This is a genomic window from Synechococcus sp. WH 7805, from assembly GCF_000153285.1.
Classification (GTDB): domain Bacteria; phylum Cyanobacteriota; class Cyanobacteriia; order PCC-6307; family Cyanobiaceae; genus Synechococcus_C.
Genome location: NZ_CH724168.1, coordinates 2,023,455 through 2,038,342, shown reverse-complemented (window position 1 = coordinate 2,038,342; position 14,888 = coordinate 2,023,455). Strand labels below are relative to the sequence as shown.

17 protein-coding genes are annotated in these 14,888 nt (G+C 57.3%); 11 read left to right on the top strand and 6 right to left on the bottom strand.

Features of this window, described 5'->3' with window-relative positions:
* Positions 1 to 9: 9 nt before the first annotated feature.
* Complete coding sequence (locus tag WH7805_RS10300) at positions 10 to 636, top strand: 1-acyl-sn-glycerol-3-phosphate acyltransferase (protein ID WP_038005385.1); 627 nt, start codon at positions 10 to 12, stop codon at positions 634 to 636.
* On the opposite strand, the gene WH7805_RS10295 is transcribed toward WH7805_RS10300, so the two are convergent.
* From WH7805_RS10295 to WH7805_RS10285, 3 genes are read right to left on the bottom strand one after another with little or no spacing between them, the layout of a single operon-like run.
* A complete protein-coding gene (locus tag WH7805_RS10295; RefSeq protein ID WP_006043021.1) occupies positions 627 to 1,214 on the bottom strand; it encodes a YdcF family protein in 588 nt (195 codons plus the stop codon). The genes WH7805_RS10300 and WH7805_RS10295 overlap by 10 nt on opposite strands.
* Complete coding sequence (tsaB, locus tag WH7805_RS10290) at positions 1,214 to 1,864, bottom strand: tRNA (adenosine(37)-N6)-threonylcarbamoyltransferase complex dimerization subunit type 1 TsaB (protein WP_006043020.1); 651 nt, start codon at positions 1,862 to 1,864, stop codon at positions 1,214 to 1,216. The genes WH7805_RS10295 and tsaB overlap by 1 nt, the downstream gene beginning before the upstream one ends.
* Positions 1,861 to 2,112 (bottom strand): Ycf34 family protein, encoded by a 252-nt coding sequence (locus tag WH7805_RS10285; RefSeq protein ID WP_006043019.1) that lies wholly within the window; start codon positions 2,110 to 2,112, stop codon positions 1,861 to 1,863. Before WH7805_RS10285 ends, tsaB begins: the two co-directional genes overlap by 4 nt.
* Between WH7805_RS10285 and WH7805_RS10280 the strand changes: the two genes are divergently transcribed.
* Both WH7805_RS10280 and WH7805_RS10275 read left to right on the top strand, forming a co-directional pair.
* Positions 2,111 to 3,376: a CCA tRNA nucleotidyltransferase gene (locus WH7805_RS10280; protein WP_006043018.1), complete on the top strand. Its 1,266-nt coding sequence runs from the start codon at positions 2,111 to 2,113 to the stop codon at positions 3,374 to 3,376. The genes WH7805_RS10285 and WH7805_RS10280 overlap by 2 nt on opposite strands.
* 65 nt (positions 3,377 to 3,441) lie before the next feature.
* A complete protein-coding gene (locus tag WH7805_RS10275; RefSeq protein ID WP_006043017.1) occupies positions 3,442 to 3,882 on the top strand; it encodes an RNA-binding protein in 441 nt (146 codons plus the stop codon).
* Positions 3,883 to 3,954: 72 nt separating this feature from the next.
* Here the strand turns inward: WH7805_RS10275 and WH7805_RS10270 are convergent, their stop codons facing one another.
* Together WH7805_RS10270 and pds are read right to left on the bottom strand one after the other, a co-directional pair.
* Complete coding sequence (locus WH7805_RS10270) at positions 3,955 to 4,863, bottom strand: phytoene synthase (protein WP_006043016.1); 909 nt, start codon at positions 4,861 to 4,863, stop codon at positions 3,955 to 3,957.
* 3 nt (positions 4,864 to 4,866) lie between these two features.
* Positions 4,867 to 6,285, bottom strand: a complete 1,419-nt coding sequence (gene pds, locus WH7805_RS10265) for a 15-cis-phytoene desaturase (RefSeq protein ID WP_006043015.1) — start codon at positions 6,283 to 6,285, stop codon at positions 4,867 to 4,869.
* Positions 6,286 to 6,393: 108 nt separating this feature from the next.
* Between pds and WH7805_RS10260 the strand changes: the two genes are divergently transcribed.
* Together WH7805_RS10260 and WH7805_RS10255 are read left to right on the top strand one after the other, a co-directional pair.
* Positions 6,394 to 6,741 (top strand): NAD(P)H-quinone oxidoreductase subunit M, encoded by a 348-nt coding sequence (locus WH7805_RS10260; protein ID WP_006043014.1) that lies wholly within the window; start codon positions 6,394 to 6,396, stop codon positions 6,739 to 6,741.
* A complete protein-coding gene (locus WH7805_RS10255; protein ID WP_006043013.1) occupies positions 6,738 to 7,370 on the top strand; it encodes a DUF3172 domain-containing protein in 633 nt (210 codons plus the stop codon). Before WH7805_RS10260 ends, WH7805_RS10255 begins: the two co-directional genes overlap by 4 nt.
* Here the strand turns inward: WH7805_RS10255 and WH7805_RS10250 are convergent.
* Complete coding sequence (locus tag WH7805_RS10250; RefSeq protein WP_006043012.1) at positions 7,361 to 8,365, bottom strand: LysR family transcriptional regulator; 1,005 nt, start codon at positions 8,363 to 8,365, stop codon at positions 7,361 to 7,363. The two genes, WH7805_RS10255 and WH7805_RS10250, sit on opposite strands and share 10 nt — an antisense overlap.
* A gap of 130 nt (positions 8,366 to 8,495) precedes the next feature.
* Between WH7805_RS10250 and WH7805_RS10245 the strand changes: the two genes are divergently transcribed.
* The 6 genes from WH7805_RS10245 to WH7805_RS10220 all read left to right on the top strand — a co-directional run.
* Positions 8,496 to 9,197 carry an NnrU family protein gene (locus WH7805_RS10245; protein ID WP_038005382.1) on the top strand — a complete coding sequence of 234 codons (702 nt, stop codon included), beginning with the start codon at positions 8,496 to 8,498 and terminating at the stop codon, positions 9,195 to 9,197.
* A 34-nt stretch (positions 9,198 to 9,231) separates the two neighbouring features.
* The gene (locus WH7805_RS10240) at positions 9,232 to 11,244 is read left to right on the top strand and encodes an NAD(P)H-quinone oxidoreductase subunit 5 (protein ID WP_006043010.1); all 2,013 of its coding nucleotides are present in this window, start codon (positions 9,232 to 9,234) and stop codon (positions 11,242 to 11,244) included.
* Between the two features lie 102 nt (positions 11,245 to 11,346).
* Positions 11,347 to 13,017: an NAD(P)H-quinone oxidoreductase subunit 4 gene (locus tag WH7805_RS10235; RefSeq protein WP_006043009.1), complete on the top strand. Its 1,671-nt coding sequence runs from the start codon at positions 11,347 to 11,349 to the stop codon at positions 13,015 to 13,017.
* A gap of 81 nt (positions 13,018 to 13,098) precedes the next feature.
* Positions 13,099 to 13,464, top strand: a complete 366-nt coding sequence (locus WH7805_RS10230) for a lipopolysaccharide assembly protein LapA domain-containing protein (protein ID WP_006043008.1) — start codon at positions 13,099 to 13,101, stop codon at positions 13,462 to 13,464.
* Between the two features lie 64 nt (positions 13,465 to 13,528).
* On the top strand, positions 13,529 to 14,431 hold the full coding sequence (locus WH7805_RS10225) for a segregation/condensation protein A (protein WP_006043007.1): 903 nt from the start codon (positions 13,529 to 13,531) through the stop codon (positions 14,429 to 14,431).
* 45 nt (positions 14,432 to 14,476) lie between these two features.
* Positions 14,477 to 14,888, top strand: a 412-nt coding sequence (locus WH7805_RS10220) for a nucleotidyltransferase family protein (RefSeq protein ID WP_006043006.1), incomplete at its 3' end; no start/stop codon positions are given.

Below are 14,888 nucleotides of genomic sequence, written 5' to 3'. Positions count from 1 at the left end.
TCAGGACCACTGATCTTGACGCCACGACCGAGTCTCACCTACAGGCTCGTTAGCGGAATACTGGTGTTTCCGCTGTTCCGGCTGCTGTTCCGAGGAAGTACCTGCGGGAATGAGCGAGTCCCTATGCAGGGTCCTCTTGTGGTGGTGGCCAACCATGGTTCCCATCTCGATCCACCCTTGTTGGGACATGCCCTGGGGCGTCCTGTGGCCTTCATGGCGAAGGCGGAACTGTTCCGTATTCCCCTGCTGGGTCCCCTGATCCGGGCCTGCGGGGCCTACCCGGTGAAACGTGGCGCCAGTGACCGAGAAGCAATCCGCACCGCCACAGCCCGTCTTCAGGAAGGATGGGCAATTGGCGTGTTCCTGGATGGAACGCGCCAGCCAGACGGCCGCGTCAATCAACCCATGCCGGGAGCGGCCCTCCTGTCCGCTCGTTCAGGAGCACCGCTTCTGCCTGTCGCCATCCTCAACAGTCATCGAGCCCTTGGCACTGGGCAAAGTTGGCCCAGGTTGGTGCCAGTCCAGCTGCGCATCGGTGAGCCGATCCCTGCACCCATAAGCCGCCGCAAACCCGACCTGGAGGCCGCCACCATCGAACTCCAGCAAAGAATCAACGCCCTGCTCGATCAGGGCTGAGGGAACAATTCGGGCCATTGCCTGCGTGCCCAGGGCTTCAGATCACGCCCGGTGACAACCCAGGCGAGAGCGCGGAGGCCATCACCCCAACGCTTTCCCAGGCTTTCCTTGCGGCACCGTTCGGCACAACTCACTGGCACGCCCGTCAACCGGATCCCACGACTGCCGGCAACGATCCCACCAACCATCAAGGCCCGGGGCAGATGATCCTCACTGGTCACCAACAGCACGTGCTCAATCTCCTCTCCCTGGAGCTCATCCACCAGTGAGGTGAAATTGCCGAGGGTGTCCTGCGCCCGGTAATCAAGTCGAACCTCATTCTGCCCAAGTCCCTCATGCTCCATCAACCACTGGGCATACTCAGGATTGGTTCCACCACTGACGACCAACGGCAGCTCCAGTTGACGGGCCAGGCGTAAACCGATGCGTTCTCGGTCGGCATCACCACCCAGCACAAGAATCTTTTGCGGATCCTGTCGGGTGAGTGCCGCCACAGCGAAAGGCCGAAGAGGCGTCGCAAAAGCGGCTCCAGCAACCAGTGATGAAATTAAAAGGAAAGGGCGGATGCCAAAGCCCATCACACCGATCCCACCGGGGAGGTGGGGTAAATCGGCAGCACGGGGTCCCAGGGACCGGACGCATGGCGTGAATGGCGATCCTGGCAGCAGCGCAGCAACTGCAGAACATCACAAGCCACATCAACAGCCATCGTCACCTCAGGTGCCGGCTGCTCGGCCGCTTGAAGCAGCACCGGAACCTTCAATTCCCTGAGGTCCATCTCAGCGCAGGTTGCATTGTCTCGATTCCAGCCATCACGCACCTGATAGCGGCCTGCAACCCGACCCCGCCGAGGCAGAACCTGAACGATGGAGAAGGGTTCACCCCGCTGCTCAGCGGGAAGCTCAAGCTGCAGGCGTGGAGCCATCAACGCAAAGCTACTCAAGCCATCGAGAGGACATTGAAGCTGCTGGGCCAGCGTGCGAGCCAGCACGACCGTCAGCCGGGTTCCTGTGAAACCCCCGGGACCTGTGGCCACAGCAAGGCGACGGATCCCTGACCATTCAGACGTCGGCAAAACCTCCTCAAGAAGAGAAGGAAGCGCGTTCGTCAGAGCACGCCCCATCGTACGGCAGAGAACCCTCGCCTCACTGAGGGGTGCCTGCGCAGAAACCAACGCGATGCCTACGGTTTCCGTCGAACTGTGCAGCGCCAGCAGCCAGTCATTCATTGGGGCACCTCTTCACCAGGGCGCAGCCGCGCCCATCGCCCTTGGTCAAGGGTGAAGCTTGCACAGGTACGCACATCCCATTCAACGCCGACCTGTCCATGGGGGAGGTCATGCACACTGATGTGAATCCTTGGTTCAACAGGCTTCATCTGAGGGGCTTCGCAGAGATGCGCGGCACCATGCTGACGCTCAACCGCGTGATAGGCCTGACAACGATCGACCCAGCGGCAGTCCACACAGATGCACATGCCCAATGGTTTTAGTGCGAACACCATTCTGACGGTGGGTCCAGACCGGCTGCCGGATTTGCTCTGGAGCCGACTGAAGCCAGAACGATGGCCTGTTCAGCCCGCTCAACTGCCTGATGGGGCCATCCTCGTTGGTGGAGCAGTCCGCGACGGATTACTGAACCGATTGCCCCCATGCCCTGATCTTGACCTGGTGATTCCCGGTGCGGTGCTTGGCATCGTTCAAGGCCTCGCTAGAGACCACGGTGGTGTGTGTGTGGTGCTGGATGAACAGCGCGACATGGCTCGGTTGGTGCTGAACGGCTGGACGATCGACTTCGCCAGGATCGAGGGAAATGATTTAAGAGAGGATCTCTTCCGACGTGATTTCAAACTCAACGCCATTGCGCTGAGCCTGTCGGAACCCCAACAACTGTTCGATCCAACAGGGGGCCTCAAGGATCTTCAGAACGGACTGATCTCCGCAATCCGGGAGAGCAATCTCCGCGACGACCCCTTGCGCCTGCTGCGCGCACTTCGGTTGATGGCCGAACTGGAGATGCGCATCGATGCAGACACACTGGCCATGATGAAAGCCAACAGTCAATTGCTGTCTCAGTCGGCACCGGAACGGATTCAGGCCGAATTGCTGCGACTCGTCTCAGCTCCAGCCGCCGACCAAGCGATTGCGTTGATGAACTCTCTGAGCCTTCTCCAGCCCTGGAGAGCAGAGGAGGCTCAGCATTCGGACACCACAACAGACATGACGGTGACGGATGCGCCATGGATGACCGAGGAAGAGCACAACCTCGCGATGCCTTTAGCGAGGCTGACTGGCCTTCTCAGCGATCAAGGGTTGAAATCGCTTCGCTTCAGCCGTCGGCAGATTCAACGTTGCATGAGGCTGCGTTACTGGCAAAAACGCCTTGGTGCTGATCACGACAACCCCCCTAGCGAAGTGGAAATGGTGCGGCTGCATCAAGAGCTGGAGGCTGATCTTCCCGCCTTGCTTCTGCACTGGCCGGAACAACGCAGAAACCAATGGATGCAGCGCTGGAGGGATCCCGAAGATCCCCTCTTTCACCCCTGTTCACCAGTGGATGGAGACAGCCTTCAGGCAGAGCTCTCACTCAAGCCTGGCCCAAGGCTTGGCGCCTTGATTAAGCACCTGACCATCGCTCACGCTTATGGTCGGGTCGTTTCTCAACAACAGGCCCTCGACGAGGCCCGCCGATGGCTCCACCGGCCTTCTTCGGCAAGCCAATCGAACGGGCGCTGTGATTAACTGCCATTGCAGCGACGACAACGATCGGCCCTGACACGCAGTTTTCCGTTTTTCTCCCCCGTTTCATGAGCGTGCGTCTTTACATCGGCAATCTGCCGCAAAATTTCGAAAGCAAGGAGCTTGAAGCTCAGCTCACCAGCGTTGGGGAGGGGATTCGCTTTAAGGCTGTACTTGACAGAGAAACTGGAGCCTGTCGTGGATTTGGTTTCGCCAACATCGACGACGAAAAGGTCGCCGATGCTGTGATCGAACAGTTCAACGGAAAGGACTTCAATGGCAACGTCCTTCGTGTTGAGCGTTCAGAGCGTCGTGATAACAACAGCAATGCTGGGGGTGGACGCCGTTCAGGGCAGCAGGGTGGAGGCCATGCCCCAGGCTCTGCTCGCAAAGCGGTCAATAAAGTTGTCCATAGCGATGCCAAAAGCGAAGATGGCCCTGACCCCCGCTGGGCAGGAGAGCTCGCGAAGCTAAAAGATTTGCTGGGAAACCAAAAAACAGCGGTTTAAACCCCAAGAGCTTAATCAAGCACAATTCAAATTCATTTGAAACCGATCTCAGTGAGGTCGGTTTTTTAATCTTCAACGCGATTGAGCGAGAACAAATGAGCGGGGTAAATCAAGAAACTTATCGAATTTACCAACATAAGCCCGTGCATTAAAAACGTCATATTCTTGGCGTTCAATAACATCGAGAATGCCTCTGTATAAACGGAGAGACGTCCAAACCGGCCATCGCGCATCTCTCGAAAGCCAACGCACTCCCGCCTCGGAGCGATCAAACCAATCACGAGCCCTTTGCAGCTGAAAGGCCATAAGGTCTTTCCATGATTGATTAAGCTTGCCGGCAAGAAGATCATCCTCACTGTAACCAAAATAATCAAGATCTTCCTGGGGCAAATAAATTCTCCCTCTCCCACGATCTTCACCAATGTCTCGAAGAATATTTGTGAGTTGATTAGCAATACCAAGTGCTATGGCCGCATCAGAAGTATCCGGTCGATCGCTCCAGGGCGCTGAGGTATAGGCATCATCAACTCCCATAACACCCTGTGTCATTAATCCCACAGTGCCGGCCACTCTGTAGCAATACAGCTTGAGATCTTCGAAACACGGATATCGAGTCCACGTTAAATCCATTCTTTGCCCCTCGATCATGTCGAGATAAGGCTGAATTCCCTGCGGAAATCGCTCGAGCGTGTCAACCATGACAGCATCAAGATCATCGCGAACCTCACCACGAAAAAGTGCTCGCGTTTTGTGTTCCCACTGATCCAGGCGATCAGAAAGCTCCTGAACTGAACGGGATTGCGCCTCTTCGCTATCCATCAGTTCATCTGTGCGGCGACACCAAACGTAAATTGCCCAAATGGCTCGACGCTTCTCAGCGGGAAGAAGAAGTGTTCCCAGGTAGAAGGTTTTTGCCCACTCAGCGGTCTCTCGACGGCAGGCCTCAAAAGCTGCGTCGAGATCCGGGGTGGAAAGGCGCATGACTCAGGCCGAGACCGGCTCGCTGACAGGGGTTGATGATGACAGCTGATCCGTCTTTCGATCAACTGCACCGGCACAGAGTTTGCCGCTCAACACAGCACCCTCCATCGAAGCCAGGTAACGCTGCATCGTGTAATCGCCGGCCAAGAAAAAATTCTTGATCGGTGTGGTTTGATCCGGTCTGAGCTTTTGGCAGCCAGGAGTGGTCTTGTAAACCGAGAGAGGGGTCTTGACGACCTTGTACTTACGCAGTTGGGCAGGGTTATCTCCGCTGAAATGGGTAGGGAACAACTTATGCAGCTCACCCATCGTCGCCTCAATAATGTCCTCATCGCTGCGACCAATCCAATCCTTCGCGGGAGCAAAAACCAGCTCAAGCATGGAACGATCAGGGTCTTCATACTCCTTGCAGGTGATGCTCATATCGGCATAAACGCTGAGCAGTGGAGAGCGACTGAATAAGAGATGATCGATATCAGTAAGTTTGCGATCGAACCAGAGGTGCAGATTGATCACTGGTACACCTCGCAGCCCATCAAGTTTTTGAAAAACGTCGAGCTGCTGCCAGGCCTCGGGCAAGAGCAACTTGAAAGGGTCCACAGGCAAGGCGCTCACATAGGCATCAGCCGTGAGGTCAAAATTCTCCTTGCCTTTCACACCGCCGATATGAAAGGCCGCCACAGAGCCGTCATCGTTCAATTTGATTTCCCGCAGCGGGCTATCAAGGTGAACCTCCCCACCCAAGGAGCGGATGTGGTCAACCATCGGCTCACAGAGCCGCTCCGGTGGCGCACCATCTAAAAAGGCCATCTGCGAACCGTTTTTCTCCTGAAGGAAGCGATTCAGGGCTGTGAGCACCACCGTGGCCGAAATCTCATCCGGGTCGATGAAGTTCAATGCCTTGCTCATGGCGATGAACACCTCATCGTTCACACGCTCAGGGATGTTGTGGATGTTCAGCCATTCCGTCCATGAATACTGATCGCATTCCTCGACGTACCCCTGCCCCCTCAGCATCGCCGGGACCAGGCCAAGGCCGAAACTGATCTTTTCCGGCCAGGTGAGCATGTCGTTGTTGCCAAGAATTGCGGCGACACCGTTGATCGGAGCCGGAAGATCAGGGAAATCAAAACGGCTGTAGGTACCAGGCTCTTCTGGCTGGTTGAAGATCATCGAATGACTTTTCCACTGGAGCCTGTCCTCGATATCAAGCTCCTTGAACAGCTGGAGCATGTTCGGGTAGGCGCCAAAAAAGATGTGCAGACCCGTTTCGTACCAGTCACCGTCTTCATCCTTCCAGGCAGCAACCTTTCCACCCAGAACGTCCCTGGCTTCCACAACAATTGGGGTGTGACCTGCATCGGCGAGATATTTGGCACAGGACAGACCTGCCAGACCGGCTCCCGCGATAGCGACGCGCATGCTTGAGATCACAAGTTGAAACCAACCTTAAAAGGAGAGGTTCCTGCTCCGCTTCTTAAAGTCAAGATCAGTGCGCCTCTGCGGTGCCCATTCCGCAATGTTTGCCCTATGGCCGAGACCCTGCTCAAGAGCACCACGCGCCACGTCCGTCTGTTCACAGCTCGGGTTGAGAACGGAGATCTCGTCCCCGATTCGACTCAACTCACTATGGATCTGGACCCTGACAACGAATTTCTTTGGAGCGATAGCTCCGTGGAGATCATTCAGACCCGCTTTCGCGAACTGGTCGACAGCCATGCGGGTCAGGCCCTGAATGACTACAACCTGCGGCGCATCGGCACCGAACTGGAGGGATGCATCAGAGAGCTCCTCCAAGCTGGAACTCTCAAGTACAACCCTGACTGCAGGGTGTTGAACTACTCCATGGGCCTGCCAAGGACCCCTGAACTGCTGTGAGCCGATCCCCCTACGACCGTCCCCGTGCCGGCGTTGACCGACGCTCCGACGACCGCCGTCGCACTGGGGATCCCCGCATGGATGAGCGACGCAGTGGCCGAGGCTATGGAGGCCCTCCACCTGGCCCATCGGCCAATGGGGGCATGCGCCTGAACAGTGCCACTGTGGCCATCCTGGCCGGTGTTCTCGTGATTGGGATTGGCATCGGAAGTGCTGTGACCAGCACCACCCAGGGAGACCAGGGCAACATTGCCAGTTCTCAGCAGCTCGACATGGCCGTGCCGGATCCTGAGTTCTGCCGACAGTGGGGAGCGAGCGCATTCGTGATGGACATCGAGATGTACACCACGCTCAATCCCTCCAGCAGCTTCGTGACCCAACCCACGCTTCAGCCTGGTTGCGTGATCCGTCGCGAGAACTGGGCTGTCCTGAGAAAGGAAGGTGCCATCACCTCCTCCCAGGAGCGTGAGTGCAAGCAGCGGATGAATACATTTGCGTACATCGGGTCTGTTCGCGACAAACCGGTAGTGCGCTGTGTCTATCAAACCGACATCAGCCAGAACAAGTTTCTGACGCGTGGTGTCGCTGACGACACTGTGGGAATTACACCTGAAGCTGATCAGTTCTGATTTCTCGTTTCAAAAGGGTCTTCCGCAGGTTCAAGAGGGGAAGACCCACCTCTGGCTTGTCGCAGGGGGCTGTCGGCACTGGCAAACACCGGCAACACATCCCTGCGAAACGCCTCTGCTGCGCGAGAGCAGTAACGCGATGGATTCGTGATCAGCTTCAGCTGTCGGCGCACCTGCAGATCCACCACCATGGGGCGATGCAGAGTGTTCGCTGTGAGCTCCCGCTCGATCGACACCACAGGCAAAAAAGCTGCTCCAAGACCGGCCTGAACGGCATTTTTGATGGCCTCGAAGGAATTCAACTCCATCTCGATGCGTAGACGCTGCACGTCAAGACCGGATCGCGCCAAGAGCTGATCCACCATCTTGCGCGTCGTGGACTGCGCGTCCAAGCTCACGAATCCGAGACGGTAGAGATCATCCTTGCTGAGCTCCACCAAGCGCGCCAGGGGATGCTTGACGGGCAAAACCAGCGCCAGCTCATCACTGGCGTAGGGCACCACCTGCAACAGCTCATTCAGTTCAGCGGGGAGCTCCCCGCCAATGATCGCCAGATCGATCTGACCATTGGCAACGCTCCATCCGGTACGCCGAGTGCTGTGCACGTGCAGCTGCACGGAAACATCTGGGAATTTTTGACGGAACAGTCCGATCATCCGCGGCATCAGATACGTGCCCGTCGTCTGGCTGGCGCCCACGAGCAGCGAGCCGCCTTTGAGGTCATGCAGGTCATCAAGCGCTCGGCAAGCCTCATGGCATTGGCTGAGGATTCGATCGCAGTAACTGAGGAGAAGATGGCCCGCTTCGGTGAGCTGTGCCTTGCGTCCACCGCGGTCAAACAGCGAAACCTCTAGCTGTTTCTCGAGATTCTGGATCTGGAGGCTCACAGCCGGCTGGGTCACGTAAAGGCTGTCAGCAGCCTTCTTGAAGCTTCCCTCGCTGACGATGGCTCGCAGGATGCGCAGCTGATCGAGAGTGAAGGGCAGATCGGCCATGGAGAGCTGCCTTGAGGCAGCAGGAAGGTAAAAACTGTAAGTGGATCTCCCCCCCAGCCTCCAGAATCAACGCTCCCGCTGCATCTCGTTGGCTGAAGTAACCGGCGATCTCCACCACAGCAGCCTTGTGATGGTTCTACTGCTTCTGGGTTTCGCCCTGATTCACAGTGGCGGAGCTGCTCTGCGCAGTCGGGCGGAAGTCAGGATCGGTGCCCGGGCCTGGCGTTTGATCTTTGCCGCCCTCAGTATTCCCTCGGCGGTTGTCGTGATCGGCTACTTTCTCGCCCATCGATACGACGGGATCCGTCTGTGGAATCTCCAGGGGGTACCTGGAATGGTGCCCGCGGTATGGAGCATCACGGCCATCAGCTTCCTGTTTTTGTATCCAGCCACGTACAACCTGCTGGAAATTCCCGCGGTACTCAAACCCCAGGTGCGTCTCTACGCAACCGGAATCATCCGCATCAGTCGACACCCTCAGGCTGTTGGACAGATTCTCTGGTGCCTCAGCCACGCCCTCTGGATCGGGAGCAGCTTCATGTTGGTGACCTGTGCCGGACTGATCGGGCACCATCTGTTTGCGATATGGCACGGCGACCGTCGCCAGAGGGCTCGGTTCGGAGACGCATTCGAGACCCTGCGCTCTGAGACCTCAGTGCTTCCATTCGCGGCTGTTCTCGATGGCCGCCAGCAGCTGGTCTGGCAAGAACTGTTCAGACCAGCCCAGTTGGGGATCGCCATTGCCGTAGGAGTGTTCTGGTGGGCCCATCGGTTCATCCCGGCCGGAGGAATGGCCTTCCTGCAGTCCCGTCTCGGAGAACTGCTGAACTGAGCTGCTTACACTCGAGACAACCTTCCTTATCCGGATGCCCTCGGCTGCAGACTCCGCCTGGTTGATTCCGGTGCTGCCCTTGATTGGGGCATTGATCACTGGTCTAGGCCTGATCAGCTTCAACCGCACCATCAACCGCCTACGCAAACCGGTTGCACTGCTGCTGATCAGCTGCATTGGTGCTGCGGCAGTGATCAGCTACGCGGTCCTCTTCGAACAGTTGGGAGGGGCTCCGCCCGTTGAACACCTTTTTGTGTGGGCGAGTGCGGGTGATTTCAGCCTGCCGATGGGCTACGTGGTTGATCCACTCGCCGCTGTGATGCTGGCACTGGTCACCACCGTGGCTTTGCTGGTGATGATTTACTCCCATGGCTACATGGCGCACGACAAAAGCTATGTGCGCTTTTTCACCTACCTGGCGATCTTCAGCAGCTCGATGCTGGGCTTGGTGGTCAGTCCCAACCTCCTTGAGATTTACGTGTTCTGGGAGCTTGTGGGCATGTCCTCTTACTTATTGGTCGGTTTCTGGTACGACCGTGATGGCGCGGCTCACGCTGCGCAGAAAGCCTTTGTCGTGAATCGAGTGGGCGACTTCGGACTTCTACTGGGCATCCTTGGCCTGTTTTGGGCGACGGGTAGCTTCGGCTTCCAAGGCATTGCTGATGGACTATCGGCGGCGGTCAGCAGCGGGGTGGTTCCCGGCTGGGCCGCTCTGGCCCTCTGTCTGTTGGTCTTCATGGGACCGATGGCGAAATCAGCCCAGTTCCCTCTGCACGTGTGGTTGCCCGACGCCATGGAAGGCCCCACGCCAATCTCAGCCCTGATTCATGCCGCCACGATGGTGGCTGCCGGTGTGTTCTTGGTGGCCCGACTGGAACCGCTCTACAGCCAGTTCCCCAGTGTCGGAGTGTTCATCGCTGTGATCGGAGCGCTGACCTGTTTCCTAGGTGCCTCGATCGCCCTGACGCAGATGGATCTGAAAAAAGGCCTGGCCTACAGCACTGTCTCCCAGCTGGGCTACATGATGCTGGCCATGGGTTGCGGTGCACCGGTGGCCGGGATGTTCCACCTGGTCACCCACGCATTCTTTAAGGCCATGCTCTTCCTGGGCTCAGGATCGGTGATCCACGCCATGGAGGATGTTGTGGGGCACGAACCAGTCCTGGCGCAGGACATGCGCCTGATGGGAGGTCTACGCAAGAAAATGCCCATCACGGCCATCACCTTCCTGATCGGCTGTGTCGCCATCAGCGGAATTCCCCCCTTGGCGGGTTTCTGGAGCAAAGACGAAATCCTTGGTCAAGCGTTTCAGACCTTCCCTGTGCTCTGGGTTGTGGGCTTCCTCACCGCAGGCATGACGGCCTTCTACATGTTCCGCCTTTACTTCCTCACGTTCGAAGGGCAGTTCCGCGGAAACGATGAAGCCCTGCAGGCACGGCTTATGGAAGCTGCAGGCAAATCCGTGGATGCTGAACACACCCACCATGGGGGGTCTCTGCACGAGTCACCTTGGTCGATGACCGCGCCGCTCATCGTGCTGGCCGTCCCCTCCATCCTGATCGGCTTGCTGGGGACTCCCTGGAACAGCCGGTTTGCGGCCTTGCTCAACCCGGAGGAAGCCGTCGAGATGGCCGAACATTTCAGCTGGGGCGAATTCCTGCCCCTTGCCGGCGCCTCTGTCGCCATCTCGGCAGCTGGAATCACAGTGGCTGTTTTGGCCTATGCGCTGCAACGGATCGATCTGGGACAGCTAGTAGCGGCCCGCTTCCCCAGCGTGAATGCCTTCCTCGCCAACAAGTGGTACCTCGATGCCATCAATGAAAAGCTTTTTGTGCGTGGCAGCCGAAAAATTGCCCGTGAAGTTCTCGAAGTGGATGCCAAGGTCGTCGACGGCGTCGTGAACCTCACAGGCCTCCTGACGCTGGGCAGTGGCGAAGGCCTCAAGTATTTCGAAACGGGGCGGGCGCAGTTCTATGCCCTGATCGTGTTCGGAGGTGTGATCGCCCTGGTGGTCTTATTCGGTGTCCTCGGAGGTCCGATCGCCTGATTCCAGGATGAGGATTCGGCGTTGTGTGTGTCAACGCCTATCGACGGGATGCCAGATCACTGAGCATTTCTACACTCCGAACAGTGGTGAATGTGCTGATTCTTGCTGGACTTTGCCGTCAGTGCCCCGTTTGACCCGGCAGCTGATATCGCTGCGGGCATCATCCCCGCCCAGTTCCCCTGGCTGAGCCTCTCGATTCTTTTCCCGATCGTTGGTTCGCTGATGGTTCCCTTCATCCCTGATCAGGGTGACGGGCGTCAGGTGCGTTGGTTCGCCCTGGGTATCGCCCTGACTACTTTTCTGATCACGGTCGCTGCCTACCTCACCGGCTACGACCCCAGCTTCAGTGGATTGCAGCTCTCGGAGCGGGTGAGTTGGCTTCCGAATCTTGGTCTGACCTGGGCCGTCGGGGCCGATGGCTTGTCCATGCCCCTCATCCTTCTGACCAGCTTCATCACAGCCCTGGCTGTACTGGCTGCGTGGCCGGTGACTTTCAAACCGAAGCTGTTCTTTTTTCTGATGCTGGCCATGGACGGCGGGCAGATCGCTGTCTTCGCTGTCCAGGACATGCTGCTTTTCTTTCTGGCTTGGGAACTTGAACTGCTGCCGGTGTATCTGTTGCTGGCGATCTGGGGAGGAAAGAAACGTCAATACGCGGCGACCAAATTCATCCTCTACACGGCAGGAAGCTCTCTGTTCATCCTTTTGGCTGCCCTCGCAATGGGGTTCATGGGCGGAGGCGCTCCCAGCTTTGAATATTCCGTGCTGGCCCAGAAAGGATTCAGTACAAATTTTCAGCTTCTTTGCTACGCAGGACTGTTGATCGCGTTCGGCGTCAAACTTCCGATTGTGCCTTTGCACACCTGGCTTCCAGATGCCCATGGTGAAGCCACAGCACCTGTGCACATGCTGCTGGCGGGAATCCTTCTGAAAATGGGGGGCTATGCGCTGATGCGATTCAACGCCGAAATACTGCCGGAAGCCCATGCACAGTTCGCACCGCTGCTCGTGGTGCTTGGGGTTGTGAACATCATTTACGCGGCTCTCACGTCCTTCGCCCAGCGCAACCTCAAACGCAAGATCGCCTACAGCTCGATCAGTCACATGGGATTTGTGTTGATCGGCATCGGCAGTTTCAGTGCCCTCGGAACCAGCGGAGCCATGCTCCAGATGATTAGCCACGGACTGATCGGCGCCAGTCTGTTTTTCCTAGTTGGCGCCACTTATGACCGCACCCACACCCTGCAACTGGATGAGATGGGCGGTGTCGGGCAAAAAATGCGCATCATGTTTGCCCTCTGGACCGTCTGCTCCCTGGCCTCTTTGGCTCTTCCGGGCATGAGTGGTTTTGTCAGCGAACTCATGGTGTTCACCGGATTCGCCACCGATGAGGCTTATACCCTCTCCTTCCGCATTGTGATCGACGGGCTCGCTGCCGTTGGTGTGATCCTCACCCCGATCTACCTGCTGTCGATGCTGAGGGAGATCTTCTTCGGCAAGGAAAACGTGCAGTTGGCCTCCAATACCAATCTGGTGGATGCCGAACCTCGCGAGGTTTACATCATCGGCTGTTTGCTCGTGCCCATCATTGGCATCGGGCTCTACCCACGCCTGATGACCGACAGCTACCGCACAGCCATCGAGGCACTCGTGGATCGCAATGTCGCGGCCATGGAAGCCATCACCCGTCCAACCGCACCTCTGATCAGAAATCCAAGCCTGGCCCCCGCTCTGCTTCAAGCACCCAAACTTCCCTCGCCTGGCGCAACGTAACGATCTTCATCTGTTCCGATTCGTCCGTTAATCAATCAATTGTGTTCCCATACCTTTTGGGTGAATGAACCAATTCGGTCGATGCGCCAGATCAATTTCAGTTTGATTTTCATCTTCGGACTGAGCACCGTGTTTTTCACTCTGGAGAACACCACCTCCACCACAGTGCATGTTCTGCCAGGCATTCAGTACTCGCTGCCTCTTGCCGCTCTGCTGCTGATTGCCTCTGGCTTCGGAGCTGCAGCAGCCTGGTTGTTCGCCACCTGGAGCGGCATGCTGAACAACGTTGAGAAGTTCAGCCAAGCCAGTGAGTTTGATGCCCAGAAGATACGAATTCATGAACTTGAGACAGATCTGAACCGCTACCGAGCCACGGTCGAGACTCAGCTGGGGCTTCTTCCTTCGGCAAGCACGCAAGACCCCGGCTCTGAAGAATCTCAGAACTAAAGAGCATCGGGCACTGGCCTACCCCTTCAAGGCTGGGTACTTTTCCTGAAGTTGGTAACTGGTAGTGACAGACGCCGGGCTGAATCAGAGTGCTGATGCCGGCGCCAGACTTGCCATTCGTCTGCTTCAGGACGCCGCTCAACGCGGTGACTTGGACCCATGGGACGTGGATGTCATTGCCGTGGTCGACGGATTTCTCGACCAGCTGAAACAGAGAATCGATGTTCCTAGACGCATGGCAGAAGCCATGGCCAGTCGAGGGGGCAGCTACGAACGCGATCTGGCCGACAGCAGCGAAGCCTTCCTGGCTGCGTCGGTCTTGGTGAGTCTCAAGGCGGAAGTGTTGGAAGCCCAGACCTTCCCACCTGCACCGGTGTTTGAAGAGGCTTTTGAAGCCGATTGCGCAGATCAGGGCTGGCTGGATCCAAGCTTCGACCTGCCGCGAAGACCTGAGAAGCACCTGAAGCGGCGGCCAGTGGCGCCACCGCCTTTGCGGCGAGCGGTCACCCTCGGTGAACTGATTGAACAGCTGGAGTCAATCGCTGAGCAGATTGAATCGGATGAGCTGGACATGCGTCGTCGACAGCGGCAAAAGCGTTACTCCAATCGTGAGGCGATTGCCCAGGTCGCGGCACTGGCCCATCGTGAGAAGTTGCCAGAGACAACCGCAGCACTCGGCCTGTACCTGAAAAATTGGGAACAAGCTCTCCAGTGGGTCAACTTCGAAACCCTCGTAGAGCACTGGAGTGATGCCGCTGCCCCGGATCTCGACAAGGATCGCGTGGGTGTGTTTTGGGCTCTTCTGTTCCTCTCGTCACAGGGTCAGGTTGAGCTTGAACAGTTCGGCGTTCTGCATGGACCGATTCAACTCAGACGCGTGCTGGAACCCGGACAGATAGCGCAACTACCCCTGACCAGCCTTGACGTGCCAGCTGTTCCGCCGGCCAAAGCGGCGATGGCCGCTTAACCCCCCATTTATGGTGGCCTTTCTAATCAAAAGCCTGTAACGCCGATGAAGGCGATGATCCTGGCCGCGGGAAGAGGAACGAGGGTTCAGCCGATCACCCACGTGATCCCCAAACCCATGATTCCGATCCTGCAAAAGCCGGTGATGGAATTCCTGCTTGAACTGCTCAAAGAGCATGGGTTCAAGGAAGTGATGGTCAATGTGTCTCACCTCGCCGAAGAGATCGAGAACTACTTCCGAGATGGACAACGCTTCGGTGTTGAAATCGCTTACAGCTTTGAGGGGAGAATCGAAGAAGGAGAGTTGATTGGTGACGCCCTCGGTTCGGCTGGTGGCCTTAAAAAAATTCAGGATTTCCAGAGATTTTTCGACGACACTTTTGTGGTGCTGTGCGGCGATGCACTGATCGATCTGGATCTCAGCGAGGCCGTTCGACGCCACCGTGAGAAAGGAGCGA

Excerpts from the sequence above, each read along its gene's own strand:
- WH7805_RS10260 (WP_006043014.1), top strand. The coding sequence starts at position 6,394 with ATGGCCGAGACCCTGCTCAAGAGCACCACGCGCCACGTCCGTCTGTTC.
- WH7805_RS10270 (WP_006043016.1), bottom strand. The coding sequence starts at position 4,863 with ATGCGCCTTTCCACCCCGGATCTCGACGCAGCTTTTGAGGCCTGCCGT.
- WH7805_RS10285 (WP_006043019.1), bottom strand. The coding sequence starts at position 2,112 with ATGTGCATCTGTGTGGACTGCCGCTGGGTCGATCGTTGTCAGGCCTAT.
- WH7805_RS10250 (WP_006043012.1), bottom strand. The coding sequence starts at position 8,365 with ATGGCCGATCTGCCCTTCACTCTCGATCAGCTGCGCATCCTGCGAGCC.
- WH7805_RS10240 (WP_006043010.1), top strand. The coding sequence starts at position 9,232 with ATGCCCTCGGCTGCAGACTCCGCCTGGTTGATTCCGGTGCTGCCCTTG.
- WH7805_RS10275 (WP_006043017.1), top strand. The coding sequence starts at position 3,442 with ATGAGCGTGCGTCTTTACATCGGCAATCTGCCGCAAAATTTCGAAAGC.
- WH7805_RS10245 (WP_038005382.1), top strand. The coding sequence starts at position 8,496 with ATGGTTCTACTGCTTCTGGGTTTCGCCCTGATTCACAGTGGCGGAGCT.
- WH7805_RS10280 (WP_006043018.1), top strand. The coding sequence starts at position 2,111 with ATGCCCAATGGTTTTAGTGCGAACACCATTCTGACGGTGGGTCCAGAC.
- tsaB (WP_006043020.1), bottom strand. The coding sequence starts at position 1,864 with ATGAATGACTGGCTGCTGGCGCTGCACAGTTCGACGGAAACCGTAGGC.
- WH7805_RS10295 (WP_006043021.1), bottom strand. The coding sequence starts at position 1,214 with ATGGGCTTTGGCATCCGCCCTTTCCTTTTAATTTCATCACTGGTTGCT.
- pds (WP_006043015.1), bottom strand. The coding sequence starts at position 6,285 with ATGCGCGTCGCTATCGCGGGAGCCGGTCTGGCAGGTCTGTCCTGTGCC.
- WH7805_RS10230 (WP_006043008.1), top strand. The coding sequence starts at position 13,099 with ATGCGCCAGATCAATTTCAGTTTGATTTTCATCTTCGGACTGAGCACC.